The 25,542-nt window shown below is 73.3% G+C and carries 20 protein-coding genes; 18 read left to right on the forward strand and 2 right to left on the reverse strand.

Translation table 11 applies throughout. From position 1 onward, the window contains the following. Nucleotides 1–184 precede the first annotated feature (184 nt). Entirely contained in the window at nucleotides 185–1,369 is a 1,185-nt protein-coding gene (locus tag ABZ885_RS09180) for a hypothetical protein (protein ID WP_360185360.1), read from the reverse strand. A gap of 316 nt (nucleotides 1,370–1,685) precedes the next feature. Between ABZ885_RS09180 and ABZ885_RS09185 the strand changes: the two genes are divergently transcribed. The 5 genes from ABZ885_RS09185 (at nucleotide 1,686) to ABZ885_RS09205 (ending at nucleotide 9,648) form a co-directional block, all read left to right on the forward strand. Continuing rightward, nucleotides 1,686–3,608 (forward strand): IucA/IucC family protein, encoded by a 1,923-nt coding sequence (locus tag ABZ885_RS09185; protein ID WP_360185364.1) that lies wholly within the window; start codon nucleotides 1,686–1,688, stop codon nucleotides 3,606–3,608. Continuing rightward, nucleotides 3,500–4,174, forward strand: a complete 675-nt coding sequence (locus ABZ885_RS09190) for a GNAT family N-acetyltransferase (RefSeq protein ID WP_360185367.1) — start codon at nucleotides 3,500–3,502, stop codon at nucleotides 4,172–4,174. The genes ABZ885_RS09185 and ABZ885_RS09190 overlap by 109 nt, the downstream gene beginning before the upstream one ends. 94 nt (nucleotides 4,175–4,268) lie before the next feature. Further along, nucleotides 4,269–5,705, forward strand: a complete 1,437-nt coding sequence (locus ABZ885_RS09195) for a SidA/IucD/PvdA family monooxygenase (RefSeq protein ID WP_360185370.1) — start codon at nucleotides 4,269–4,271, stop codon at nucleotides 5,703–5,705. Beyond that, nucleotides 5,683–7,509 (forward strand): IucA/IucC family siderophore biosynthesis protein, encoded by a 1,827-nt coding sequence (locus ABZ885_RS09200; RefSeq protein WP_360185373.1) that lies wholly within the window; start codon nucleotides 5,683–5,685, stop codon nucleotides 7,507–7,509. Before ABZ885_RS09195 ends, ABZ885_RS09200 begins: the two co-directional genes overlap by 23 nt. A gap of 12 nt (nucleotides 7,510–7,521) precedes the next feature. Then, nucleotides 7,522–9,648, forward strand: a complete 2,127-nt coding sequence (locus ABZ885_RS09205; RefSeq protein ID WP_360185376.1) for an ATP-dependent DNA helicase — start codon at nucleotides 7,522–7,524, stop codon at nucleotides 9,646–9,648. Nucleotides 9,649–9,753: 105 nt separating this feature from the next. Here the strand turns inward: ABZ885_RS09205 and lexA are convergent, their stop codons facing one another. Then, nucleotides 9,754–10,635 carry a transcriptional repressor LexA gene (lexA, locus tag ABZ885_RS09210; protein WP_360185379.1) on the reverse strand — a complete coding sequence of 294 codons (882 nt, stop codon included), beginning with the start codon at nucleotides 10,633–10,635 and terminating at the stop codon, nucleotides 9,754–9,756. 343 nt (nucleotides 10,636–10,978) lie between these two features. Between lexA and nrdR the strand changes: the two genes are divergently transcribed. The 13 genes from nrdR to ABZ885_RS09275 all read left to right on the forward strand — a co-directional run bounded on the left by nrdR (nucleotide 10,979) and on the right by ABZ885_RS09275 (nucleotide 25,373). Then, nucleotides 10,979–11,476, forward strand: coding sequence for a transcriptional regulator NrdR (nrdR, locus tag ABZ885_RS09215; RefSeq protein ID WP_360185382.1), 498 nt, complete (start codon nucleotides 10,979–10,981; stop codon nucleotides 11,474–11,476). Nucleotides 11,477–11,685: 209 nt separating this feature from the next. Then, the gene (locus ABZ885_RS09220; protein ID WP_360185386.1) at nucleotides 11,686–14,568 is read left to right on the forward strand and encodes a vitamin B12-dependent ribonucleotide reductase; all 2,883 of its coding nucleotides are present in this window, start codon (nucleotides 11,686–11,688) and stop codon (nucleotides 14,566–14,568) included. A 134-nt stretch (nucleotides 14,569–14,702) separates the two neighbouring features. Next, nucleotides 14,703–14,948, forward strand: coding sequence for an RNA polymerase subunit sigma-70 (locus ABZ885_RS09225; RefSeq protein WP_360185389.1), 246 nt, complete (start codon nucleotides 14,703–14,705; stop codon nucleotides 14,946–14,948). Nucleotides 14,949–14,951: 3 nt separating this feature from the next. Continuing rightward, nucleotides 14,952–15,518 (forward strand): Clp protease N-terminal domain-containing protein, encoded by a 567-nt coding sequence (locus ABZ885_RS09230; protein WP_360185392.1) that lies wholly within the window; start codon nucleotides 14,952–14,954, stop codon nucleotides 15,516–15,518. A gap of 229 nt (nucleotides 15,519–15,747) precedes the next feature. Beyond that, nucleotides 15,748–17,460: an ATP-binding protein gene (locus ABZ885_RS09235; protein WP_360185395.1), complete on the forward strand. Its 1,713-nt coding sequence runs from the start codon at nucleotides 15,748–15,750 to the stop codon at nucleotides 17,458–17,460. 10 nt (nucleotides 17,461–17,470) lie between these two features. Continuing rightward, on the forward strand, nucleotides 17,471–17,905 hold the full coding sequence (locus ABZ885_RS09240) for a roadblock/LC7 domain-containing protein (protein WP_360185398.1): 435 nt from the start codon (nucleotides 17,471–17,473) through the stop codon (nucleotides 17,903–17,905). Continuing rightward, nucleotides 17,902–18,270, forward strand: coding sequence for a DUF742 domain-containing protein (locus tag ABZ885_RS09245; RefSeq protein WP_360185399.1), 369 nt, complete (start codon nucleotides 17,902–17,904; stop codon nucleotides 18,268–18,270). The genes ABZ885_RS09240 and ABZ885_RS09245 overlap by 4 nt, the downstream gene beginning before the upstream one ends. Beyond that, on the forward strand, nucleotides 18,251–18,946 hold the full coding sequence (locus tag ABZ885_RS09250; protein WP_360185402.1) for an ATP/GTP-binding protein: 696 nt from the start codon (nucleotides 18,251–18,253) through the stop codon (nucleotides 18,944–18,946). The genes ABZ885_RS09245 and ABZ885_RS09250 overlap by 20 nt, the downstream gene beginning before the upstream one ends. Further along, nucleotides 18,943–20,187: a cytochrome P450 gene (locus ABZ885_RS09255; RefSeq protein ID WP_360185405.1), complete on the forward strand. Its 1,245-nt coding sequence runs from the start codon at nucleotides 18,943–18,945 to the stop codon at nucleotides 20,185–20,187. The genes ABZ885_RS09250 and ABZ885_RS09255 overlap by 4 nt, the downstream gene beginning before the upstream one ends. 141 nt (nucleotides 20,188–20,328) lie before the next feature. Beyond that, a complete protein-coding gene (locus tag ABZ885_RS09260) occupies nucleotides 20,329–21,537 on the forward strand; it encodes a cytochrome P450 (protein ID WP_360185408.1) in 1,209 nt (402 codons plus the stop codon). A 285-nt stretch (nucleotides 21,538–21,822) separates the two neighbouring features. After that, complete coding sequence (locus ABZ885_RS09265) at nucleotides 21,823–23,235, forward strand: ABC transporter substrate-binding protein (protein WP_360185411.1); 1,413 nt, start codon at nucleotides 21,823–21,825, stop codon at nucleotides 23,233–23,235. Between the two features lie 96 nt (nucleotides 23,236–23,331). Next, entirely contained in the window at nucleotides 23,332–24,357 is a 1,026-nt protein-coding gene (locus ABZ885_RS09270; protein WP_360185414.1) for a sugar ABC transporter permease, read from the forward strand. 80 nt (nucleotides 24,358–24,437) lie between these two features. Beyond that, nucleotides 24,438–25,373, forward strand: a complete 936-nt coding sequence (locus ABZ885_RS09275; RefSeq protein WP_360185417.1) for a carbohydrate ABC transporter permease — start codon at nucleotides 24,438–24,440, stop codon at nucleotides 25,371–25,373. Nucleotides 25,374–25,542 lie beyond the last annotated feature (169 nt).

The following is a 25,542-nucleotide window of genomic DNA, read 5'->3' on the forward strand; positions in this document are numbered from 1 at the left end:
TCACGGACGGCGCGCCCGCGGCCTCGCCGCTCGTCCCGTTGTCCGGCCCGCAGGCGGTCGCGGTGAGGGCGAGCGCGGCGAGCACGGCGGCGCCGGCCGTCGCGGCCCGGCGGCCGGCTCCCGGCACGGTGGTCGGTGGCATGGTGATCGGTCCCCCGTCGGTCGGTTGCGCGGTGGGCGGCTGCTACTTCTGCTTGCGGGAGATGTAGTCCAGGGCCTGCTTGGCGACCGTCTCCAGGTACGGGCCGCTCAGCGAGGTGTGGTCCTGCGTGCCGATCGAGGTGTTGCTGACCAGAGCGAGCTTCCCGTCCGGCATCGCCGCGAACCAGCCGCCGCCGCTGGAGCCCTGGGTCATGGTGCAGCCGATGGTGTGCATCGACGGCCGCTTCGGGTCGAAGGAGAGCCGCGCCGGCTTGCCGCCGTCGCACTTGTACAGCTCCTGGCCGTCGAAGGGCTTGTAGAGCGGGTAGCCGACGGCGGAGACGCTGATCTTGTCGCGCGGGGCGTCGAACCAGACCGGGACGGCCGCACCGACCGTCTCCTCCAGCGACTTGCCGGTGTCGTTCTGGTTCTGCACCCGCATGACCGCGAAGTCGTACTGGCTGGCGGCGTCACCGGTGCCGCCGCCCTCGACCGTCCACTGCGGCGAGGTCACCACGTCCTTGGCCCACCAGGTGCCGAGCGGGGCGAGCTCGGACAGCGGGGCCTTCTTGCCGCCGCTGGAGGCACCGGAGTTGTTGTACGCGGGGACGAAGACCAGGTCCTTGAAGAAGTCGCCGCCCTTGCCCGGGTGGACGCAGTGCCCGGCCGTCCAGACCAGGTTGCTCTTGCCGGGGTGCGCGGGGTCGGCGATCACGGTGGCCGAGCAGTTGCCCCGGCCGCCCTCGGCGCTGAAGAAGACCTTCCCGGAGGGCTGCTTGGTGTACGGGCGCGCCACCGGCGTCGCCTTGACCGCGGGCGGCTCGGGGTCGGTGACCCCGGTGTCGCCGGCCGGCTTGGCGGTGGGCGGTGCCGGGTCGGCGGGCTTGGAGTCGCCCATGTTGTCCGGGTTCCAGAAGTCCTTGACGACCGGGTTGTTGAAGACGTGCTTGGACGCCCACTTGTCCCAGTCGTCGAAGCTCCACTTCTTGAGGTCCTCCCAGCTCTTCGGCAGGCCCTCCAGCAGGCCGCTCGGGAGGCCGGAGGGCAGGGTGAGGCCGCCGATCGCGCCGCCGCCCGCGGCGGTCGGACCGGTGGCGCTCGCCGAGGCCGGCGGCGGCGCGGCGGTGCCCCCACCGCCCGCGGGACCGTCCGGACCGCAGGCGGTCACGGCGAACAGGGTGCCGGCGGCAAGGGCCGCGGCCACGGCTGACCGGTGGATCGATGGCATGGTGTTCGCTTCCCCCTGATGGTCCTGTCCGGCGTTGGCTCGTCCTGGAGTCTCCCACTGGCCACCAGGACGACACCGGCCGACCCCCGGGTTGCGGACCTGAGCCGAGGTCACCGATCTGTGACGGAGTCCTGGTTGTCCCGTTGCCGCGGCACGGCCCCCCACCTCAGGGGTGAACAATCACTGCGCTTCACCCGGACGAGTGATCCGTCCTTGTGATCACCCGTCCGGGATAGGTAACCCTTACCTGACGCGACGGTGCGAGCGCCCGCCGGACCCGCGCGCGTCCGCACCTCACGCGCCCCTAGGAGCAGCCTTGAGCACCGCCCTCACCGGAGCCCCGCCCGCCGCCCCGGCCCCGCCCGCCGCCCCTTCCGGCCCGCCCGTGACCACCGTCGCCACGGCCGGCACGGCGGCGGCCGTCGGTACCGCCCCGGCCGTCGGCACGACTCCGGCCGTCGGCACCGCCCCGGCCGGGGCCGACCCGCTGCTGCACCCGGATCCGGCCGTCGCCGCCGAACACGCCGCGCTGGAAGGACTGTTGCGCTGCTGGGCCCGGGAGACCGGGGCCACCCCCGGACCGGACGGGCGGCTGCGGATCGCCGTCCTCGGCGGCGCCGCCCGGCTCTCCGCCCCGGTCCGCTACTGGTCGCCGGCCGGCTGGCACCGCTTCGGCCCGGCCACCCTCTCGGCCGGCGAGACCCCCGCGGGCGAGACCCCCGCGGGGGAGGCCCGCGACGCCCCGGTCGACGCGGTCACCACGGCCGCACTGCTGGCCGCCGCGGCCGCCGACCGCCCCGATCCCGGCCAGGTCGCCGACCTCGCCGCCCGGGTCGCCGACTCCGTCGTCCGCACCGCCGACATCCTCGCCCACCACCGCACCGCCGCCGCCCGCGGCGGACCGGAGGGCTCGCACTTCCTCGCCGCCGAACAGTCCCTGCTGCTCGGCCACCCGATGCACCCCACCCCCAAGAGCCGCGACGGCCTCGGCCCCGCACAGAGCGCCGCCTACTCCCCGGAGCTGCACGGCTCCTTCCAACTGCACTGGTACGCCGTCGACCGCGAACTGCTCGCGGCCGGCTCCGCGCTGACCGAGAGCGCCGACCGGATCACCGCCCGACTGCTCGGCGACCACGCCCCGCTGCCGCCCGGCACCGCCGCGCTGCCCCTGCACCCGTGGCAGGCCCGCGAACTGGCGCTGCGCCCGGCCGTCGCCGCACTACTCGCCGACGGCCTGCTGCACGACCTCGGCCCGGCCGGCGAGCCCTGGTACCCCACCTCCTCCGTCCGCACCGTCTACCGGCCCGGCACCCCCTGGATGCTGAAGCTCTCGCTCGGCCTGCGGATCACCAACTCCCGCCGGGAGAACCTCCGCAAGGAACTGCACCGCGGCCTGGAGATGCACCGGCTGCTGGAGAGCGGCCTCGCCGCCGAGTGGCGGACCGCCCACCCCGGCTTCGACGTCGTCCGCGACCCCGCCTGGATCGGCGTCGACCACCCCGCCCTCGGCGACCCCGGCGGCCTGGACGCCGTGCTGCGCGCCCAGCCCTTCGCCCCCGCCGACCGTGCCCTCTGCGTGGCCGGACTGGTCGCCGAACAGCCGTCCGGCACCGGCGCGACCGTCCCCTCCCGGCTCGGCGACACCCTGCGCGCCCTCGCCGCCCGCTGCGGCCGCCCGCTGGTCACCGTGACCGCCGAATGGTTCCTGCGCTACCTGGACGCCGTCGTGCTCCCCGTCCTCTGGCTCGACGGACAGGCCGGCATCGCCCTGGAGGCGCACCAGCAGAACAGCCTCGTGCTGCTCGACGCCGCTGGCTGGCCCACCGGCGGGCGCTACCGGGACAACCAGGGCTTCTACTACCGGCAGAGCGCCGCCGCCCGGCTCACCGCCCGGCTGCCCGGCCTCGGCAGCCGGAGCGACACCTTCCTCGCCGACGAGGTGATCGACCACCACTTCGTCTACTACCTCGGCATCAACCACGTCCTCGGCCTGATCGGCGCCCTCGGCTCCCAGCGGCTCGCCGACGAAGCGGTCCTGCTGGCCGCGCTGCGGAGCTTCCTCGGCAGCCCCCGGGCCGCCGCCACCGGCTCCCGGCTGCCCGCACTGCTGCTGGACGCGGCCACCCTGCCGTGCAAGGCCAACCTGCTCACCCGGATCAACGGCATGGACGAACTGGTCGGGCCGGTCGCCACCCAGTCCGTCTACGTCGACATCCCCAACCCGGTGGCGGGCGCGTGACCTCCACCGCGGCCCCGGCCGGTGGCGGCCCCGGCGACTGCTGGGGCGCCATGCCCACGGCCGCCGGCGAGTTCCGGCTCCGCCCGGTCCGGCTGCCCGCCGACCTGGAGCTGCTCGCCGGCTGGATGAACGACCCGGAGGTGGCCGCCTTCTGGGATCTCGCCGGGCCGCCCGCCACCACCGAACGGCACGTCCGGGCCCAGGGCGGCGGCGGCCACAGCGAGCCCTGCCTCGGCCTGCTCGACGGCACCCCGATGAGCTACTGGGAGATCTACCGCGCCGACCTCGACCCGCTCGCCGCGCACTACCCCGCCCGCCCCCACGACACCGGCGTCCACCTGCTGCTCGGCCCCGCCGACCGCCGGGGGCGTGGCCTCGGCGCCACCCTGCTCGCCGCGCTCGCCGACCGCATCCTGCGCGAACGGCCCGGCTGCGAGCGGGTGGTGGCCGAGCCCGACGTCCGCAACCGGCGCTCGGTCCGTGCCTTCGAGCGGGCCGGGTTCCGGGCGGCGGCCGAACTCGACCTCCCCGACAAGCGCGCCGCCCTGATGATCCGCGACCGCTGAACCGCGACCGATCCGCGACCGCTGATCGCGACCGCGCGCCCGCCCTGCCGCCCTGCCGCCCACCCCGAACCCCGCCTAGGACACCCACCACCCCATGGACACCCCCGCACCCCGGCCGGCGCCGTACGACCTGCTCGGCGTCGGCATCGGCCCGTTCAACCTCTCGCTCGCCGCGCTCGCCGAGCCCGTGCCCGGCCTGCGCACGCTCTTCTGCGACCAGCGGCCGGAGTTCCGCTGGCACCCCGGGATGCTGGTCGACGGGGCCCGGATGCAGGTGCCCTTCCTCGCCGACCTGGTCTCCCTGGTCGACCCGACCAACCGCTGGTCCTTCCTCAACTACCTGCGCGATCAGGACCGGCTCTTCCCGTTCTACTTCGCCGAGCGCTTCCAGCTGCCCCGGCGGGAGTACGACCACTACTGCCGCTGGGCCGCCGAACGGCTCGCCAACTGCCGCTTCGGCACCGAGGTGACCGCCCTGCACTGGGAGGGCGACCGCTACCGGGCCGAACTGACCGACACCGCCACCGGCCGCAGCGAGCAGGTGCACGCCCGCAACCTCGCGCTCGGCGTCGGCACCCGCCCGGTCCTGCCCGGGGCCTTCGCCGGCCTGGCCGGCCACCCGCGGGCCTTCCACTCCGCCGACTACCTGGAGCGCCGCGCCGGCCTGGACGGCGCCCGCGACATCACCGTCGTCGGCAGCGGGCAGTCCGGCGCCGAGGTCTTCCTCGACCTGCTGCGCCGCCACGCCGGCGACGGCGTCCGGCTGCGCTGGCTCACCCGGACCAGGGCGCTCGCGCCGATGGAGTACTCCAAGCTCGGCCTGGAGCACTTCACCCCCGACTACACCCGGTACTTCCACGGCCTCCCCGAACCGGTCCGCGACACCCTGGTCGAGGCCCAGTGGCAGCTGCACAAGGCCGCCAGCGCCGAAACCCTCGCCGAGATCCACGACCACCTGTACGAGCGGACCATCGGCCGCCCGATCGACGCGGACCCGGTCGAGATCACCCCCGGCACCGCCGTCACCGACGCCCGCCCCGGCCCGTGCGGCGGCCTCGAACTCCGCTGCCGGCACACCGACTCCGGCGCCGAGCACGTCCTGCGCACCGACGCCGTGGTGCTCGCCACCGGCTACCGCGCCGCCCGCCCGGCCGCCCTGGAACCGCTCGCCGACCTGATCGACTGGGACGCCGCCGGACGCTACCGGGTCGACCTCGACCACCGGGTCGCCACCCGGCCCGGGCTCACCGGCGGGCTGTACGTCCAGAACGCCGAACTGCACACCCACGGCGTCGGCACCCCCGACCTGGGCCTGGGCGCCCACCGGGCCGCGGTGATCCTCAACGCGGTCACCGGCCGGACCGTCCACCGGCTGCCCACCCGCACCGCCTGGACCGGCTTCGCCCCGCCCCGCCCCGCCCCCGCCGGCATCGCCCCCACGGCCACCGCGCCCACGACCGCCGGCCCCGCCCCCGCCACCACCGTCCCCCGCCCCCAGGAGCTGACCCGTGCCGCAGCCGCCGGCCGCTGAACCGCCGCTCTACCTGCCCCCGCAGCTCACCGCCGGGCACTGGCGGCGGGCCGGCCGCGCGCTGCTGGCCAAGATGCTCGGCGAGTTCGCCTACGAGGAACTGATCACCCCGCTCGCCGGAGCCGCCGACGGCGAGTACCTGCTCCCGCTGCCCGAGGCCGAGTACCGCTTCACCGCCCGCCGCGGCGCCTACGGCAGCTGGCTGGTCGACGAGGACTCGGTGCACTGCACCCGGCCGGACGGTCTCGACCCGCTGCGCTTCCTCCCCTACGCCCGGCACACCCTCGGCCTGACCGGCGAGACCACCGGACACCTCGTCCGCGAGCTCACCGCGACCCTGATCGCCGACGCCCACCACCTCGCCACCGCGCTCACCGCCGCTGAACTCGCCGACCTCGGCCACCCCGAACTGGAGGGCCGGCAGACCGGCCACCCCTGGATCGTCCCCAACAAGGGCCGGATCGGGTTCTCCGCCGCCGACGCCGCCCGCTGGGCCCCCGAGGCGCGCACCCCGCTGCCGCTGCCCTGGATCGCCGTCCACCGCCGGCTCGCCCAGTACCGCGGCGTCCCCGGCCTCGCCGAGCCCGGGCAGCTCTACGCCCGCGAGCTCGACGACCCGGACGCCCTGCGCGCCGCCCTCGGCCCGGACGCCGACGACTACCTGCTGCTGCCCGTCCACCCCTGGCAGTGGGACGAGACCGTCGTCCCGCTGTTCGCCCCCTGGATCGCCTCCGGCGAGATCGTCCCGCTGCCCTCCGACGGGGACCTGCGGCTGCCCCAGCAGTCCATCCGCTCCTTCTTCAACCACACCCGCCCCGACCGCTGCACGGTCAAACTGCCGCTGGCCATCCTCAACACCCTGGTCTGGCGCGGCCTGCCGACCGAACGCACCCTCGCCGCGCCCGCCGTCACCGCCTGGATCCACGGCCTCCGCGACGCCGACCCCTTCCTGCGGGACGAGTGCCGGGTCGTCCTGCTCGGCGAGATCGCCTCCGTCACCGTCGACCACCCGCTCTACCGCGAGCTCCCCGAGGCCCCCTACCAGTACAAGGAGCTGCTCGGCGCGATCTGGCGCGAACCGCTCGGCCCGGCCCTGGACCCCGGCGAACGCGGCCGCACCCTGGCCGCGCTGCTGCAGACCGGCTCCGACGGCCGGGCGCTGGCCGCCGAACTGGTCGCCCGCTCCGGGCTGACCCCCGCCGCCTGGACCGCCCGGCTGTTCGCCGCCGTGCTGCCGCCGCTGCTGCACTTCCTCTACCGGTACGGCCTGGTCTTCTCCCCGCACGGCGAGAACGCCATCCTGGTCTTCGACGCCGCCGACACCCCCGTGCGGCTGGCCGTCAAGGACTTCGTGGACGACGTCAACCTCAGCGACCAGGACCTCCCCGAGCTGCGCGACCTGCCCGCCGAGGTCGCCGGGGTGCTGCTGCGCGAGGACCCGCAGGGCCTCTGCCAGTTCCTCCACTCCGGCCTCTTCATCGGCGTCCTCCGCTACCTCGCCCCGCTGCTGGAGGCGCAGACCGGCCTGCCCGAGGCGGAGTTCTGGACCCTGCTGCGGGCCGAGGTCCTCCGCCACCAGGAGCGCTTCCCCGAGCTCAAGGAGCGGTTCGCGCTGTTCGACCTGTTCCGCCCGGAGATCGACCGGCTCTGCCTCAACCGCAACCGGCTGCTCCTCGACGGCTACCGCGACCGCCCGCACCGCCCGCACGCGGCCCGGCACGGCACCGTCCCGAACGCCCTGACCCCGGAGGGAGCGGCCGCGCTGCCCGGACGACGGGACCGGATTGTCACCCCCGCCCCGTAGGGTGGGAGGGTCATGACGAACGACTCCGAATCCCAGCTCCCCGCCGACGCAGCCGAGGACGCAGCCGACGATTCGGCCGCGGTCGAGGCCGTCCCGCGCGCCCAACTGCCCGAGCTGCTGCACGCCGCGGTGGCGGCCGTCGGCGGCGTCGAGCGCCCCGGCCAGGCCCGGATGGCCGAGGCCGTCGCCGACGCCGTCGACCACGGCGAGCACCTGCTGGTGCAGGCCGGCACCGGCACCGGGAAGTCCCTGGCCTACCTGGTCCCGGCCCTCGCCCACGGGGACCGCGTGGTGGTCGCCACCGCCACCCTGGCGCTCCAACGCCAGCTGGTCGAGCGGGACCTGCCGCGCACGGTGGAGGCGCTGCATCCGGTGCTGCGCCGGCGCCCGCTGTTCGCGATGCTCAAGGGCCGCTCCAACTACCTGTGCCTGCACCGGGCCAACGAGGGCACCCCGAGCGAGGAGGGCGAGGGCCTGTTCGACCCGGTCGAGGCGATGGGCGGCCCGGCCGGCAAGCTCGGGCAGGAGGTGCTGCGGCTGCGCGACTGGGCGGACGAGACCGAGACCGGCGACCGGGACGACATGTCGCCCGGCGTCTCGGACAAGGCCTGGGCCCAGCTCTCGGTCACCTCCAAGGAGTGCCTGGGCGCCACCCGGTGCGCGTACGGGCAGGAGTGCTTCGCCGAGAAGGCCCGCGAGCGGGCCAAGCTGGCCGACGTCGTGGTCACCAACCACGCGATGCTGGCGATCGACGCGATCGAGGGCGCACCGGTGCTGCCCGAGCACGGGCTGCTGATCGTCGACGAGGCGCACGAACTGGTCAACCGGGTCACCGGTGCGGCCACCGCCGAGCTCACCGTCGGCGCCGTCAACCGGGCGGTGAAGCGGGCCGCCCGGCTGGCCAACGAGAAGGCCGTGGACGCCCTCCAGGCCGCCGCGGAGAACTACCACGGCCTGATGGAGACCGCCCAGCCCGGCCGGGTGGAGGAGCTGCCCGAGTACCTGGCGTACGCGGTCACCGCGATCCGGGACGCCAGCCGCCAGGTGATCACCTCGCTCGGCGAGACCAGGGACAAGGCGCTCAGCGACGAGGACGCGGTGCGCAAGCAGGCGATGGCCTCCGCGGAGACGCTGCACGAGACGGCCGAGCGGCTGCTCGCCGACTCCGAGTACGACGTGGTCTGGATCGAGCGCAGCGACCGCTTCGGGCTGGGCGCCGCCTCGCTGCGGGTCGCCCCGCTGAGCGTCTCCGGGCTGCTGCGCGAGGGCCTGTACAAGGAGCGCTCGGTGGTGCTCACCTCGGCCACCCTCAAGCTCGGCGGGGACTTCAACGGCGTGGCCGCCTCGGTCGGCCTGCCCTCGGAGGCCCGGCTGCCGGACGAGCGCAAGCCCGGTGACAACCCCGAGGGCGGCGCCGGCTTCGGGGACGAACCGGTGCCGCACTGGCGGGGCATCGACGTCGGCTCCCCGTTCAAGTACCCCAAGCAGGGCATCCTCTACGTCGCCAGGCACCTGGCCGACCCGGGCCGCGACCCGGAGCGGCCGGACATGCTGGACGAGCTGGCCGAGCTGATCGGCGCCGCCGGCGGGCGGACGCTGGGCCTGTTCTCCTCGATGCGGGGGGCCCAGGCGGCGGCCGAGGCGATGCGCGAGCGGCTGGACAACCGGATCCTGCTGCAGGGCGAGGACACGCTGGGCGAGCTGATCCGCGAGTTCGCCTCGGACGCCACCACCTGCCTGTTCGGGACGCTCTCGCTCTGGCAGGGCGTGGACGTGCCCGGATCGGCCTGCCAGCTGGTGGTGATGGACCGGATCCCGTTCCCGCGCCCGGACGACCCGCTGATGAGCGCCCGCCAGAAGGACGTCGAACAGCGCGGCGGGAACGGCTTCATGGCCGTCGCGGCCACCCACGCGGCGCTGCTGATGGCCCAGGGCGCCGGGCGGCTGGTGCGTGCGGCCGACGACCGCGGCGTGGTGGCGGTGCTGGACCCGCGGGTGGAGACCAAGCGGTACGGGGGCTTCTTCCGGTCCTCGATGCCGGAGTTCTGGTACACCACGGACCGCAACCAGGTGCGGCGCTCGCTGGCCGCGATCGACGCCTCGGCGGCGCCGGTCCGGCCGGTGGCCAAGCGGGGGTAGCGGCCGCCCGGCGGACCGCGCCGGGCCCGGCCTTCCGCGAAGACGCCGGAGGGGCTCCCCGCAGTGCGGTGGAGCCCCTTCCCGGTGCGTGCCGTGGTGCGGGCGTCAGAGGCGGCGCAGGACCGCGACGACCTTGCCCAGGATGGTCGCGTTGTCGCCGTTGATCGGCTCGTACGCCGGGTTGTGCGGCATCAGCCAGATCCGGCCGTCCTCGCGCTTGAGCCGCTTCACGGTGGCCTCGCCGTCGATCATCGCGGCCACGATGTCGCCGTTCTCGGCGACCGGCTGGCGGCGGACGGTGACCCAGTCGCCGTCGCAGATGGCCGCCTCGATCATCGAGTCGCCGCGCACGGTGAGCGCGAACAGCTCGCCCTCGCCGACGAGTTGACGCGGCAGCGGGAAGACGTCCTCGACCGTCTGCTCGGCCAGGATCGGACCGCCGGCGGCGATCCGGCCGACCAGCGGCACGTACGAGGTGGAGGGGCGCCCGGCCGTCTCGGCGGTGTTGGGGCGGGCCACCTCGACGCCGCGGACCTCGTAGGCGCGCGGGCGGTGCGGGTCCCGGCGGAGGAAGCCCTTGCGCTCCAGGGCCATCAGCTGGTGGGCCACCGACGAGGTGCTGGACAGGCCGACGGCCTGGCCGATCTCGCGCATGGACGGCGGGTAGCCGCGGCGCTGGACGGAGTCCCGGATGACCTCGATCACCCGGCGCTGGCGCTCGGTCAGCCCGGCCTCGTCGGTGCGGATGCCGGGAGGGCGCCCCGGCATCGAGCGCGCGGGCGCGGGGTGCGCGTCGTCCAGCACGGGGGAGTGCTCGATCGGCTGGTCGGGAACGCGGCTCGTGTTGGAAATGGCCGGGCCGGAGAGGCGGTGTTCTTCGCTACGGTCCATGCTGACGTCCACACTCTGCTGGTTCGTGGTGCGCTGCCCCACCTTGAGCTGGGAGTGTTCCTGCACCGGGATGGTGTTGCTTTCGATCGTGTTCACGGCGGCCCCTCTCGACGGCTGTCCTCTCCCTTTTCCAGCCCAACGGCACCTCCTATCGAAAGGTTGCGCCAAACACACGTTCGAGTGAATTATTCGGGAGTTGGCTGACTCGATCAAGGCTTTGTTGTACATCGATTAAATGTTCGACTCGAAGTCGACTCCGGCAGTCTAATCCGGGCCGACACGCCAGGCGTCCCGCTTCCCCCTGAGACCTACATGTAGTGGCTACAGTCCTCACCGTGCCCAGTACTAGTGGTCACGTCGCATGATCAGCTTGGCGAGGCACCGTCGTCATCGCATAGACTCGACGAGTCCGCACGTCCTGCCAGGGAGGGATCCTCAGGTGCACTGCCCCTTCTGCCGGCACTCCGACAGCCGCGTCGTCGACAGTCGGACCACCGAAGACGGCAGCGCGATCCGCCGTCGCCGGCAGTGCCCGGACTGCAGCCGCCGCTTCACCACGGTGGAAACGGCCGCGCTCATGGTCATCAAGCGCAGCGGCGTCACCGAGCCCTTCTCCCGGGAGAAGGTCATCTCCGGAGTCCGCAAGGCCTGCCAGGGCCGCCCGGTCACCGAGGACGCCCTCGCCCAGCTCGGCCAGCGGGTCGAGGAGTGCGTGCGGGCCACCGGCAACGCCGAGCTCACCACCCACGACGTCGGGCTGGCCATACTCGGACCGCTGAAGGAACTCGACGTGGTCGCCTTCCTGCGGTTCGCCAGCGTGTACCAGGCGTACGACGGACTGGAAGACTTCGAGGCCGCCATCGCGGAACTCCGCGCCGAGCGGCCCGTCCCCGAGGCGGACGGCACCTGCGTGCCCGTCCCCGCCGCCGCGCCCTAGGAGGCCGGCGCAGCACACCGGCCCCACGGGGCCGGCCGCCACACCGGCCCCCTCCCGGGGCCGAAGCGTGCCCGGAAACGGTGCACAGAACACCACAAACCGTGCGGAAGCAGGCAGGTCGTCGCCTGTCCGCACACCGGAAGAGCGAACCAGCGGTGCCCGGACTATTCAGGGCACTTTGGGCGTTTGCCCAGGAGGAGGAGCGAGAAGTGACAGACACCACGAGCGGTTCCGCACGCGGGTCGAAGTCCGACAAGACCACGGCCAAGGGCGCCGGCAAGGCCCCCAAGGGCGGTCTGCGGATCGAGCGCATCTACACCACCCCTGGCGTCCACCCCTACGACGAGGTCCGCTGGGAGCGGCGCGACGTCGTCATGACCAACTGGCGCGACGGCTCGATCAACTTCGAGCAGCGCGGCGTCGAGTTCCCCGACTTCTGGTCGGTCAACGCCGTCAACATCGTCACGTCCAAGTACTTCCGCGGCGCCGTCGGCTCCCCCCAGCGCGAGTGGAGCCTCAAGCAGATCATCGACCGCGTGGTGCTCACCTACCGCGCCGCCGGCGAGAAGAACGGCTACTTCGCCTCCGCCGCCGACGCCGAGGTCTTCGAGCACGAGCTGACCCACGCCCTCCTCCACCAGGTGTTCAGCTTCAACTCGCCGGTCTGGTTCAACGTCGGCACCAAGCAGCCCCAGCAGGTCAGCGCCTGCTTCATCCTGGCCGTCGACGACTCCATGGACTCGATCCTCGACTGGTACAAGGAAGAGGGCATGATCTTCAAGGGCGGCTCCGGCGCCGGCCTCAACCTCTCCCGGATCCGCTCCTCCAAGGAGCTGCTCTCCTCCGGCGGCAACGCCTCCGGCCCGGTCTCCTTCATGCGCGGCGCCGACGCCTCCGCCGGCACCATCAAGTCCGGCGGCGCCACCCGCCGCGCGGCCAAGATGGTCGTCCTGGACGTCGACCACCCCGACGTCGAGGCCTTCATCGAGACCAAGGTGAAGGAGGAGGAGAAGATCCGCGCCCTGCGCGACGCGGGCTTCGACATGGACCTGGGCGGCGACGACATCACCTCCGTCCAGTACCAGAACGCCAACAACTCGGTCCGCGTCAACGACGAATTCATGACCGCCGTCGAGAACGGCACCGAATTCGGCCTCCGCGCCCGGATGACCGGCGAGGTCATCGAGACCGTCGACGCGAAGAAGCTCTTCCGCAAGATGGCCGAGGCCGCCTGGGCCTGCGCCGACCCCGGCATCCAGTACGACTCGACCATCAACCACTGGCACACCTGCCCGGAGTCCGGCCGCATCAACGCGTCCAACCCCTGCTCCGAGTACATGCACCTGGACAACTCCAGCTGCAACCTCGCCTCGCTCAACCTGATGAAGTTCCTGCGCGACGACGACTCGTTCGACGCCGCCACCTTCGCCAAGGTCGTCGAGCTGGTCATCACCGCGATGGACATCTCCATCTGCTTCGCCGACTTCCCGACCGAGAAGATCGGCGAGACCACCCGCGCCTTCCGCCAGCTCGGCATCGGCTACGCCAACCTCGGCGCCCTGCTGATGGCCACCGGCCACGCCTACGACAGCGAGGGCGGCCGCGCCCTGGCCGGCGCCATCACCTCCCTGATGACCGGCACCGCCTACCGCCGCGGCGCCGAACTCGCCGGCGTCGTCGGCCCGTACGACGGCTACGCCCGCAACGCGGCCCCGCACCAGCGGGTCATGAAGCAGCACGCCGACGCCTCCGCGGCCGCCGCCCCGGTCGACGAGCTGGACGCCCCGGTCTGGGCCGCCGCCACCGCGACCTGGCAGGACGTGCTGCGCATCGGCGCGGACAACGGCTTCCGCAACGCCCAGGCCTCGGTGCTCGCGCCGACCGGCACCATCGGTCTGATGATGGACTGCGACACCACCGGCGTGGAGCCGGACCTCGCGCTGGTCAAGTTCAAGAAGCTCGTCGGCGGCGGCTCGATGCAGATCGTCAACGGCACCGTCCCGCGCGCCCTGAAGCGCCTCGGCTACCAGGACGAGCAGATCGAGGCGATCGTCGCCCACATCGCCGAGCACGGCAACGTGGTGGACGCGCCGGGCCTGCGGACCGCGCACTACGAGGTCTTCGACTGCGCGATGGGCGAGCGCTCCATCTCGCCGATGGGCCACGTGCGGATGATGTCGGCGATCCAGCCGTGGATCTCCGGCGCCATCTCGAAGACGGTGAACATGCCGGAGAGCGCCACCGTCGAAGAGGTCGAGGAGATCTACTTCGAGGCCTGGAAGCTCGGTGTGAAGGCACTCGCCATCTATCGCGACAACTGCAAGGTCGGCCAGCCGCTCTCGGCGAAGACCAAGACTCCGGAGGCCGCCGAGGCCAAGACCGAGGCCGCCCCGGCCGCGGTCCAGAAGGTCGTCGAGTACCGCCCGGTCCGCAAGCGCCTGCCCAAGGGCCGCCCGGGCATCACCACCTCCTTCACGGTCGGTGGCGCCGAGGGCTACATGACCGCCAACTCCTACCCGGACGACGGCCTCGGCGAGGTCTTCCTGAAGATGTCCAAGCAGGGCTCGACCCTCGCGGGCATGATGGACGCCTTCTCCATCGCCGTCTCGGTCGGCCTCCAGTACGGCGTGCCGCTGGAGACCTACGTCTCGAAGTTCACCAACATGCGCTTCGAGCCGGCCGGTCTGACCGACGACCCGGACGTGCGGATGGCGCAGTCGATCGTCGACTACATCTTCCGCCGCCTGGCGCTGGACTTCCTGCCGTTCGAGACCCGCTCGGCGCTCGGCATCCACTCCGTCGAGGAGCGCCAGCGCCACCTGGAGACCGGTTCCTACGAGCCGCTCGAGGCCGAGGAGCTGGACACCGAGACGCTGGCTCAGTCCGCCCCGGTCGCCAAGCCCGCCGCCCCGGCGGCGGTCGAGGCCCCCAAGGCCGCCCCGACCCAGGCCCACAACTCCACGGAGCTGCTGGAGATCCAGCTCGGCCTCAACGCCGACGCGCCGCTCTGCTTCTCCTGCGGCACCAAGATGCGCCGCGCCGGCAGCTGCTACCTCTGCGAGGGCTGCGGCTCCACCAGCGGCTGCAGCTGATCCCGGGTGTGACCCCCGGGCGGTGATCCACCGCTGAGGCGGGGCGAGGACTTCCGTGTCCTCGCCCCGCCTTTTTCGCGCCCCGGTGTCAACCAGGGTTGACAGCCGGAGGGGTGTCAACCTAGGTTGACATCATGAGTGAGGGCAGGGAGCTTGCGGCGGCGGCGGGCAGTCGGGATCCGGCGGTGGGGCTCCGGGCGGTCCGGGCGCTGCGTGACCTGGCGGACCGGCTGGAGGGGTTGCAGGTGGGCAGTGCGCGGCAGCAGGGCTGGTCGTGGCAGGACATCGCGGTCTGCCTCGGCGTGAGCCGGCAGGCGGTGCACAAGAAGTACGCCCGGCGCGGGTCCGGGGAATCCGGCGGGGAGAGGGACGGAGACTGAGTGATGTTCGAGCGATTCACCGACGGTGCGCGGCGCGCGGTGCTGCAGGCGCAGCGGGAGGCGGCGGAGCTGCGGCACGGGTACGTCGGGCCGGAGCACCTGCTGCTGGCGGTCCTGGCGGAGCCGGAGGAGCCGGCGGCGGCGGTGCTGGTCGAGGCGGGCCTGGACCACGAGACCGTTCGGCGGGCGGTGCGGCGGCTGCTGGGGGAGGGGGACGACGCGCAGGCGCTGGCGGCGATCGGGGTGGACCTGGACGCGGTCCGGGAGGCGGTGGAGTCGGTGTTCGGGGAGGGGGCCCTGGATGCGGCGCCGGAGGAGTCTGAGTCGCGGCGGCGCGGCTGGTTCCGGTCCGAACCGAAGGGGCGGCGCAGCCCGTTCACGGCGCGGGCGAGGAAGGTGATCGAGCTGTCGTTGCGGGAGTCGCTGCGGTTGAAGTCCGGCCGGATCGGGGTCGGGCACCTGCTGCTCGGGGTGCTCCGGGAGGGCGAGGGGCTCGGGGCGCGGATCATCGCCGACCACGGGCTGGACTTCGCGGCGCTGCGCGGGGCGCTGGAGGCCCGGCTGGGCTGACGGTGGTGCGGCGGGCTGGTCGCGGTTCGGTGCACGAAGCGTGAACGACGAGGACTGACCGTCAACTCGCCGGTTGAGGCGAAAAGCTGAATGGATATGATCGGCCGAAAGCGTGAACCGATCAGCCGCCCGGAGACGTTTCACCACGTCAGCCGGGCGGTCGCGCATTCGCCCGCCCCCGCTGTCGGCGTCCGCCCGTCGACGCCCGCCGCTGCCGAGGACCGCACCGATGACAGAACGCACCAGCCCCGACGGCGGGCCGGCCCGACGGCCCGCCGCGCGCACCGCGCTCATCACGGCGGCCGCCGTGCTCCTGGCGGTGGTCGTCGCTCCGGCCGCGGCCGTCCGGGCGGTGGCGGCCCACCAGCCGCTGACCGCCCTCGCGGTCTGTGCGGTCGCGGCGCTCTGGCTGATAGCGGTCGGCGTGGCGGCGACCGCCACCGAGCGCGTCCGCCGGCTGACCGGGCAGCTCGCCGCGAAGGAGGACGAGGCCAGGGCCGCGCTCGTCCTGGTCGGCACCGCCGAGCAGGCCGAGCGGGCCGCGGTGGCCCGGGCGGCCGTGGCGGAGGCCGAGCGCGACTCCGACCGGAGCCTGCGGGCCAGGGCCGAGTCCGCATTCGACGTGGCCCGCGGTGACCTGGCCCAGGCGCAGGCCGAGGTCGAGGCGGAGCGTGCGCAGCGGGCCGAGCTGGACCGGCTGGCCGCCGAGGTGCTGCCCGGGGTGATGCGGAAGCTCCGTGACGGCGCATCCGTGGACAGTGCGCTGGCCGCGCACCGCAAGCACCCCCAGTACGCGCTGCTGCGGGTCGTCGCCGAGGAGGTCGGCCGCGGCGAGCGGCTGCGGGCCGCCGCCCTCGCGGTCTGCGCGACCGCCGCCGGGCGGGTCCAGGCGCTGGCCACGAGCATGCACGCCGAGCTGCGCGAGATGCAGCACCGGCATGACGAGGAGGTCCTCGGGGACCTGCTGCGGCTGGACCACTCCACCGCGCAGGCGGGCCGGATGGCGGACAGCATCGCGGTGCTCACCGGTGCCCGGTCGGGCCGGCGCTGGGCCAAGCCGATCCTGGTGGAGTCGGTCCTGCGCGGCGCGCTCGGCCGGATCGGCGCGTACCAGCGGGTGCGGCTGCACAACGCCAGCAGCGCCGCCGTGGCCGGATTCGCGGCCGAGGGCGTGATGCACGCGCTGGCCGAACTGCTGGACAACGCCACCAACTTCTCCGCCCCGCCGGCGGAGGTGCACGTCTACGTCGAGGAGGTGCCGGCCGGGCTGGCGGTCACCGTCGAGGACAGCGGCCTGGGCCTCAGCGAGAGCTGGCTGCGCCGGGCCGAACGGGCCGTCTCCGCCGAGCCGCTGGACCTCGCGACGCTCTCGGCGGGTACCCGGCTCGGCCTTGCGGTGGTCGGCTCGCTGGCCCGCAAGCACGGGCTGCAGATCTCCTTCCGGCCGTCGGCGCGCGGCGGCACGGGGGTGGTGATGCTGATCCCGCAGCAGCTGGTGACGCACCCCGCGCCGGAGCCCGCGGCCGCCCCGGCGCCGGTGCGGACGGCCGGACCGTCCTCCGCGCGCCCGGCGCTGACGCCCGCGCCCGCCTCCGCCCCGGCGCCGGCGCTCACCGCCGCGCGCCCGGCGCCCGCCGTACCCGACGCCCTGGCCCCCGCCCCGGCCACCCCGGCTCCCGCCGCGGCCACCTCGGCGGCCCCCGCCCCGGCCGCCCGGCCCGCCGCGGCGGTGCAGGTCACCGAGAGCGGCCTGCCGCAGCGCCGCCGCGGCCAGACGCTCGCCACCGCAGCCCCGGCGGCCCCCGCCGCCAAGCCCGCCCGCGCCGACGCGGCCACCGCCGCCGCCCGGCTGGGGGCCTTCCGCCGCGCCGCCCAGCAGGCGAAGAGCGGCGACGCACCGACCACGGACACCACGCCCGACGCTTCCCCCGTCACCGAGTAAGGACTCCCCCATGAGCAGCGCCACCGATCGCGACCTCGACTGGCTGTTGGAAAACCTGCTGGCGGCCACCCCCGGCACCCGGCACGCCCTGGTGCTCTCCGCCGACGGACTGAAGCTCTGCCACACCGCCGGCCTCAGCACCGACCAGGCGGACCAGCTGGCCGCGATCTCCTCCGGCCTGCAGAGCCTGGCGCACGGCGCCTCGATCGAGTTCGGGGACGGCAGCGGCGGTGTGCGGCAGTCGATGACCGAGTTCCACGGCGGCATCCTCTGCATCGTCGCGGCCGGCGAGGGCGCCCACCTCGCCGTGGTGACCGACGACGACGCGGACGTGGGGGTGGTCGGTCACAACATGCACGGCCTGATCGAGCAGATCGGGGTCCACCTGAGTGCCCCGGCCCGCGAGGACGTGGACCCGGCGGTGCGAGAGAGCGCCCGGGCATGACCGGCCGGCCGGTCCTACCGGGCCGTGACGACGACCCGGACCGCCTGTACACCATCACCCGGGGCCGCAGCCGGTCCCCGGAGAACGCCTTCGACCTGGTCACCCTGATCGTCGCCGAGCGGGAGCCGGCGTCGGGCATGCAGTCGGAGCACGTCCGCATCCTGCGGATGTGCGAGGCCCCGACCGCCGTCGTGGAGGTCGCCGCGGAGCTGGCGCTGCCGGTCTCGGTGGTGAAGATCCTGCTCGGCGACCTGCTGGAGACCGGGGCGATCACCGCCCGCCACCCCCGGTTCGCGCCCAACAAGGCCCGGCTGCCCGATCTCGACACGCTGAAGCAGGTGCTGCATGGACTCCAACGGCTCTGAGGCCCCGGCGGCCCGGCGCACCCCGCTGCACGGGACCGCCGACAACGCGCTGAAGATCGTCGTGGTCGGCGGCTTCGGCGTCGGCAAGACCACCCTGGTCGGCGCGGTCAGCGAGATCCGTCCGCTGAACACCGAGGAGACCATGACCAAGGCGGGCGAGGGGATCGACGACCCCTCGGGCGCTTGGGGCAAGCGCTCCACCACGGTCGCGTTCGACTTCGGCCGGATCACGCTCTCGGCCAGCCAGGTGCTGTACCTGTTCGGGGCCCCGGGGCAGGAACGCTTCTGGTTCCTCTGGGACCGGCTGTTCAGCGGAGCCCTCGGCGCGGTCGTCCTGGTGGACACCCGGCGGCTGGAGGAGTCCTGGTACGCGATCGACCGGCTGGAGCACCACGGCACGCCGTTCATCGTGGCCCGGAACAACTTCGGCGAGCCCACCCACACCCGGGAGCAGGTCCGGGAGGCGCTCGACCTGCCCGCCGACGTCCCGCTGGTGGACTGCGACGCGCGTGACCGGGAGTCGAGCAAGCAGGTGCTGATCGAGCTGGTCCGGCACCTGACCGCCCGGGTGGAGGCGGCGGCCGCCGCCGGGGCCCCCGGCGCCGGGCTCCCGGCCGGCCTGACCGCGGCAGAAGGCATCACCGACCCGTCCCCGTACGAGGAGAGCACCCCGTGACCGAGCCCGCCGCCACCCCGCCGCCGGGCTGCCCGGCGCACGCCGGCGCCACCCCGCTGTACGGCCCGCGCTTCCAGACCGACCCGGCCCAGCTCTACCGCGAGCTGCGGGCCGTCCACGGCCCGGTCGCGCCGGTCGAGCTGGCCGGCGGCGTCCCGGCCTGGCTGGTGATCGGCTACCGCGAACTGCAGCTGGTGACCGGCCAGCCGCAGCTGTTCGGCCGGGACTCCACCCGCTGGAACGCCTGGGAGACCATCCCCGAGGACTGGCCGCTCAGGCCGATGATGGCCCCGGTGCCCTCGATCCTGTACGCCGAGGGCGAGGAGCACGTGCGCCGCTCGCGGGCGGTCACCGACGCGCTGGCCGCCGTCGACCCGTACGAGCTGCGCAAGCACGCCGAGGAGATCGCCGACCGGCTGATCGACGAGTTCGCCGGCCGCGGCGAGGCCGACCTGGTCGCCGAGTACGCGCACCGGATGCCGCTGCTGGTGCTCTGCCGGATGCTCGGGCTGAGCGAGGAACAGGCGCCGGTCCTGATCGACGGCCTGCTGACGATGCTGGACGGCGGACCGGACGCGCCCGCCGGGGCGCAGCGGCTGCTCGCCGTGATGCTGGAGTTGGTGCAGGAGAAGGCCGAGCACCCGGGGGAGGACCTGGCCTCGCGGATGCTGCAGCACGAGGTGGGCCTGTCGCACGACGAGATCATGCGGGACCTGCGGGTGTTGCTGATCGCCGGCCACCAGCCCTGCTCGTACTGGATCTCCAACGCACTGCGGCTGATGCTCACCGACGAGCGGTTCGCGGCCTCGCTGTCCGGCGGCCGGCGCAGCATCAGCCAGGCGCTGAACGAGGCGCTCTGGGAGGACACGCCGACGCAGATCTTCGCGGGCCGCTGGGCGACCCGGGACACCCAGCTCGCCGGGCAGCGGATCGCCGCCGGTGACATGGTGCTGCTGGGCTTCGCGGGCGCGAACGCGGACCCGTTGGTCCGCCAGCCGGACGGCCGTCCGGCGGAGGGCAACCGGGCGCACCTGAGCTACTCGCACGGCGAGCACGGCTGCCCGTTCCCGGCGCAGGAGGCGGCCGAGGTGATCGCGACCACGGCGATCGAGGTGCTGCTGGACCGGCTGCCGGACCTGCGGCTGGCGGTGGCCGAGCACGCGCTGGTCTGGCGTCCGTCGGCGTGGGTGCGCGGGCTGGTGGCGCTGCCGGTGTCGTTCAGCCCGGGTTACCAGGGCTGATTCCGGCCCGGGCCGGTAGGCCGGCGAGCCGGGGCCGGGCCGGGACCGTTCAAGCCAGGACGGTTGAAGCCGCAGGGCCGTTGAAGCCGCAGGGCCGTTGAAGCCAGGGCCGTTGCAAGAACCAGGAACCCAAGGAGAGTTGTGCCGAACGCCCCGATAGCCCTCGATCCGCTGGCGCGCGACAACGCGGCCGAGGGTGCGCTGCTGCGCGCCGCCGGTCCGGCGGTGGCGGTGGAGCTGCCCGGCGGTGTCGCCGCCTGGGCGGTGACGCAGCACGCGGCCGCGCGCGACCTGCTGACCGACTCCCGGCTGGTGAAGGACGCCGCGCACTGGGCGGCCTACCAGCGCGGCGACGTGCCGAAGACCTGGCCGCTGATCGGTCTGGCGGTGCCCGGTCCGAGCATGGTGACCACCGACGGCGCCGAGCACCGGCGGCTGCGGGCGCTGGTGGCACAGGCGTTCACACCGCGCCGGGTGGAGCTGATGCGCCCGCGGGTGGAGGAGATCACCCACGGCCTGCTGGACGCGCTGGCGGCGGGGGAGCGCGAGGTGGACCTCAAGACGGTGTTCGCGTTCCCGCTGCCGATGACGGTGATCTGCTCGCTGCTCGGCGTCCCGGAGACCGACCACGGCCATCTGCGGGACCTGTACGAGCGCTTCTTCGGCATCCGGCCGAACCCGGAGGGCATCCAGGCGACCATCGCCGGGCTGAACGCCTTCGTCAACGACCTGGTGGCGCAGCGCCGTTCGGCGCCCGGTGACGACCTGGCCAGCGTGCTGCTGGCGGCCGACACCGAGGGCGGGGCGTTGAGCGACGCGGAGGCGGCGGCCACCCTGCGGGTGATCATCGCGGCGGGCCACGAGACCACGGTCAACCTGATCGGCAACGCCGTCCGGGCGCTGCTGGCCCACCCGGACCAGCTGGAGCTGGTGCGCTCGGGCAAGGTCGGCTGGGACGCGGTGGTGGAGGAGTCGCTCCGCTGGACGCCGCCGACCAGCAACTTCCTGTTCCGGTTCACCACCGCGGACGTCGAGGTCGGCGGGGTGGTGATCCCGGAGGGCGAGCCGGTGCTGATCTCGTACAACGCGATCGGCCGGGACCCGGCACAGCACGGGGTGACGGCGGAGCTGTTCGACATCACCCGGGACCCGATCCGCCACCTGTCCTTCGGGCACGGCCCGCACGTCTGCCCGGGGTCGCCGCTGGCCCGGCTGGAGGCGGGGGTGGCGCTGCCGGCGCTGTTCGAGCGTTTCCCGGAGCTGGCGCTGGCGGTGCCGGACGAGGAGCTGCGGCCGAGCCCGTCGCTGGTGGTGAACTCGCTGCGGGAGCTGCCGGTCCGGTTGTCCTGAGGACCGCCGGACCCGGTGCGGCCCCGTCCGGTCCGGACGGGGCCGCCGCCGTTTCCTGGTGGGGGCGCGGGTGTTTCCGGGCCGGGCCGCTGCCGTCCGTCCGCGGGCCGCAGGGGCACAACTGCGGTATGTGCGGACGAAGGTCGAACGCGGACCTTGGCGAGGGATGGCGGCTGCGTTAACGTCGTCAAACCGGCCCCTGCCGCGTCCATGTCGATCTCCGGTACAGCGCAATGTCGTTCTGTCGTACTGCCGGCGCCCGGCGCCCTGGCGAGGAGGACCGCATTGACCCCCACTCCGACCGTGCCGCTCACGAGTCCGCCGTCGAGTCCACCCTCCACCCGGTCCCGCCGCCTGGTCGCGTTGCCCGCCCTGCTGGCGGCGCTGGCCCTGACCGCGGCCTGTTCCAACAGTTCGGGCGGCTCCGGCGGCGGTTCGGGCGGCGGGGGCGGGACACTGGCCGGGGACTGCGCCAAGTACCAGCCGTACGCGGGGCATTCGGGCAGCACGGTGACGGTGTTCGCGTCGATCCTCAGCCCGGAGTCGGACAACCTGGAGAAGTCCTGGTCCGAGTTCAGCTCCTGTACCGGCATCCGGATCAGCTACGAGGGCAGCAACGACTTCGAGTCCCAGCTGCCGGTCCGGGTGACCGGCGGCAACGCCCCGGACTTCGCGATCATCCCGCAGCCGGGCCTGCTGGCGCAGATGGTGAAGAGCGGCAAGGTGGCGAAGCCGCCCGAGCAGACCGTCGCCAACCAGGCGAAGTGGAGCCCGGTCTGGAAGACCTACGGCTCGGTGAACGGCACCTTCTACGCGGCGCCGATGAGCGCCAACATGAAGTCGCTGGTCTGGTACTCGCCGAAGGCCTTCAAGCAGGCCGGCTACGAGGTGCCGAAGACCTGGGCCGACCTGATGGCGCTCGGCGACCGGATCGCCAAGGCCGGCGGCGCCAGGCCGTGGTGCGGCGGCATCGCCTCCGGGACGGCCACCGGCTGGCCGGCCACCGACTGGCTGGAGGAGGTGGTGCTGGGCTCGTACGGCGGCGAGGTGTACGACCAGTGGGTGAGCCACAAGGTGAAGTTCTCCGACGAGAAGATCACCACGGCGATGAGGACCGTCGCGGACTGGATGCAGAACCCGGCCTGGGTCAACGGCGGCTACGGTGACGTGAAGTCGATCGCCACCACGACCTTCCAGGACGCGGGCGCGCCGATCCTCACCGGCAAGTGCGCCATGCTGCAGCAGGCCTCCTTCTACAAGGCGCAGTGGCCGAAGGACACCAAGGTCGGGCCGGACGGCGACATCTTCGCCTTCCGGCTGCCGGCGGTGAACCCGCAGGTGCCCAACCCGGTCGAGGGCGGCGGCGAGTTCCTGACGGCGTTCGCGAGCCGGCCCGAGGTGCAGGCGGTGCAGAACTACCTGTCCAGCCCGGAGTGGGCGAGCAGCCGGGTGAAGACGGCGAGCGGCTGGGTCTCCGCCAATCAGGGCGTGGACAAGAGCCTGTACACCGACCCGATCGACCGGCTCTCCGCCGACGCGCTCACCGACCCGGCGGCGACCTTCCGCTTCGACGGCTCGGACCTGATGCCGGCCGCGGTCGGCGCCGGGCAGGAGTGGAAGTCGCTGACCGCCTGGTTCGCCGAGGGCCAGTCCGTCCAGAAGACCGCCGCCGACATCGACGCGGCCTGGCCGCAGTAGCGGCCGCGGTCGTCAGGGACCACCTGCCGAGGGCGGTGCGGGGCCACCCACCCGCACCGCCCGCCCCCTTTCCCCCGGACGGGAGGACGCACCGCCATGTCCCTTTCCGGCTCCATCCCTTCAGGCGGCACCGCGCTGGCAGCCGGTGCCTGGGGCGACGCGGCCGTCAAGTTCGGCAACACCTTCGGTGCCGTCGCCGGCTTCCTCGGCATCCTGCTGCTGGTCTTCCTGGCCGCCGGGCGGGCTTCCGGCCGGCTCGCCCGCCCGCTGGCCGTCGCGGTGTTCCTCGGCCCGGCGGTGGTGCTGCTGCTGGTCGGCCTGGTCGTCCCGCTGGTCCGCACCGTCTACCTGAGCCTGTACGACGACGACAGCAGCCGGTTCGTCGGCGGCGAGAACTTCGGCTGGGCGTTCGGCACCGACTCGGTGCAGAAGATCCTGGTCACCACCCTGCTCTGGCTGGTGGTCGCGCCGCTGGCCGCGACCGGTCTGGGCCTGGTGCTGGCGCTGTTGGTGGACCGGATGCGCGGCCAGGCGGTCTACAAGTCGCTGATCTTCATGCCGATGGCGATCTCGCTGGTCGGCGCCTCGATCATCTTCAAGTTCGTCTACGAGTCCCGGGACTCCTCGCAGCAGCAGATCGGCCTGCTCAGCCGGCTCGCCATCGCCCTCGGCTGGGAGCATCCGCCGAACTGGATGCTCTCCCAGCCGCTGAACACCTTCCTGCTGATGGCGGTGATGGTCTGGGTGCAGACCGGCTTCGCGATGGTGGTGCTCTCGGCCGCGATCAAGGCGATCCCGGACGAGGTGACGGAGGCCGCCCGGCTGGACGGGGCGGGCGGGGTGCGGCTGTTCTGGTACGTCACCGTGCCGATGATCCGCACCACGGTGGTGGTGGTGCTCACCACCGTCATGATCACCACGCTGAAGGCCTTCGACATCGTCCGCACCATGACCGGCGGCAACTTCGGCACCCAGGTGCTGGCCAACGAGATGTACTCGCAGTCCTTCGTGCAGTTCAACACCGGGCGCGGCAGTGCGCTCGCGGTGATCCTCTTCCTCGCCGTGCTGCCGCTGGTGGCCTACAACATCGTCCAGCTGCGGAAGGAGCGTGGGGTCCGATGAGCGTGCTCCGTTCGGCCGGTGCACGGCGTCCGGCTGGTGCGTGGCGACCTGCGTGGCGTTCGATGGGAGCCTGGCGTTCGGTGGGTGCGCGTCCGCCGGCGGGCCTGCGGTCCGGGGGCGGTCCGGTCCGGGCGGCCTTCGGCAGCCCGCTCGCGTCGCTCTTCGTGATCGCGGTGACCGTCCTGTGGACCGTCCCCACCCTCGGGCTGCTCGCCACCTCGCTGCGTCCCAAGCAGGACGTCACCGCGGACGGCTGGTGGAACGTCTTCGTCCACCCCGACCTGGGCCTCTCCAACTACCACACGGTGCTGTTCGAGGGCGGCTCCGGCGTCTCCACCGGCCTGATGCCGTTCCTGGTGAACTCGCTGGCGATCAGCATCCCGGCGACGGTGTTCCCGCTGGTGCTGGCGGCGATGGCCGCGTACGGGCTGGCCTGGGTGCGGTTCCGGGGCAGCGACACGGTGTTCTTCGTGGTGTTCGCGCTCCAGGTGGTGCCGATCCAGATGGCGCTGGTCCCGCTGCTGAAGCTGTTCTCCGGCGGCGCGCACCTGGGCCCGGTGACGCTGATCCCCGCGGTGGACCTCAAGGGCACCTACGCGCCGGTCTGGCTGGCGCACACCATGTTCGCGCTGCCGCTGGCGGTCTTCCTGCTGCACAACTTCATCGCCCAGCTGCCGCGCGACCTGATGGAGGCGGCGGTGGTGGACGGGGCCTCGCACTTCAAGATCTTCCGCTCGATCGTGCTGCCGCTCTGCACGCCGGCGCTGGCCTCGTTCGCCATCTTCCAGTTCCTCTGGGTCTGGAACGACCTGCTGGTGGCGCTGACCTTCGCCGGCGGCACCCCGGAGGTGGCGCCGATGACCGTCCGGCTCGCCCAGCTGTCCGGCTCCTTCGGCGGGCGCTGGGAGCTGCTCACCGCGGGGGCGTTCCTGTCGATCGTCGTCCCGCTGGCGGTCTTCTTCGGCCTGCAGCGGTACTTCGTCCGCGGCCTGCTGGCCGGATCCGTCAAGGGCTAGCGGACGGATCCCGGCGACTCGCTGACCTGCCCTCATGTCGGGGGCGGGGCCTGGGGGCGCCTCTGTCACAGCCCTGTGACAGAGGCGCCCCGACATTTTTGAACTTGTTCAGAATGGTCTACAGTCTGCTGCAGTCGCGGCGCTCCGGGCGCCTGCCGGCGGACTGCCC

This window comes from Kitasatospora sp. NPDC047058, assembly GCF_040643935.1.
Taxonomy (GTDB): Bacteria; Actinomycetota; Actinomycetes; order Streptomycetales; family Streptomycetaceae; genus Kitasatospora.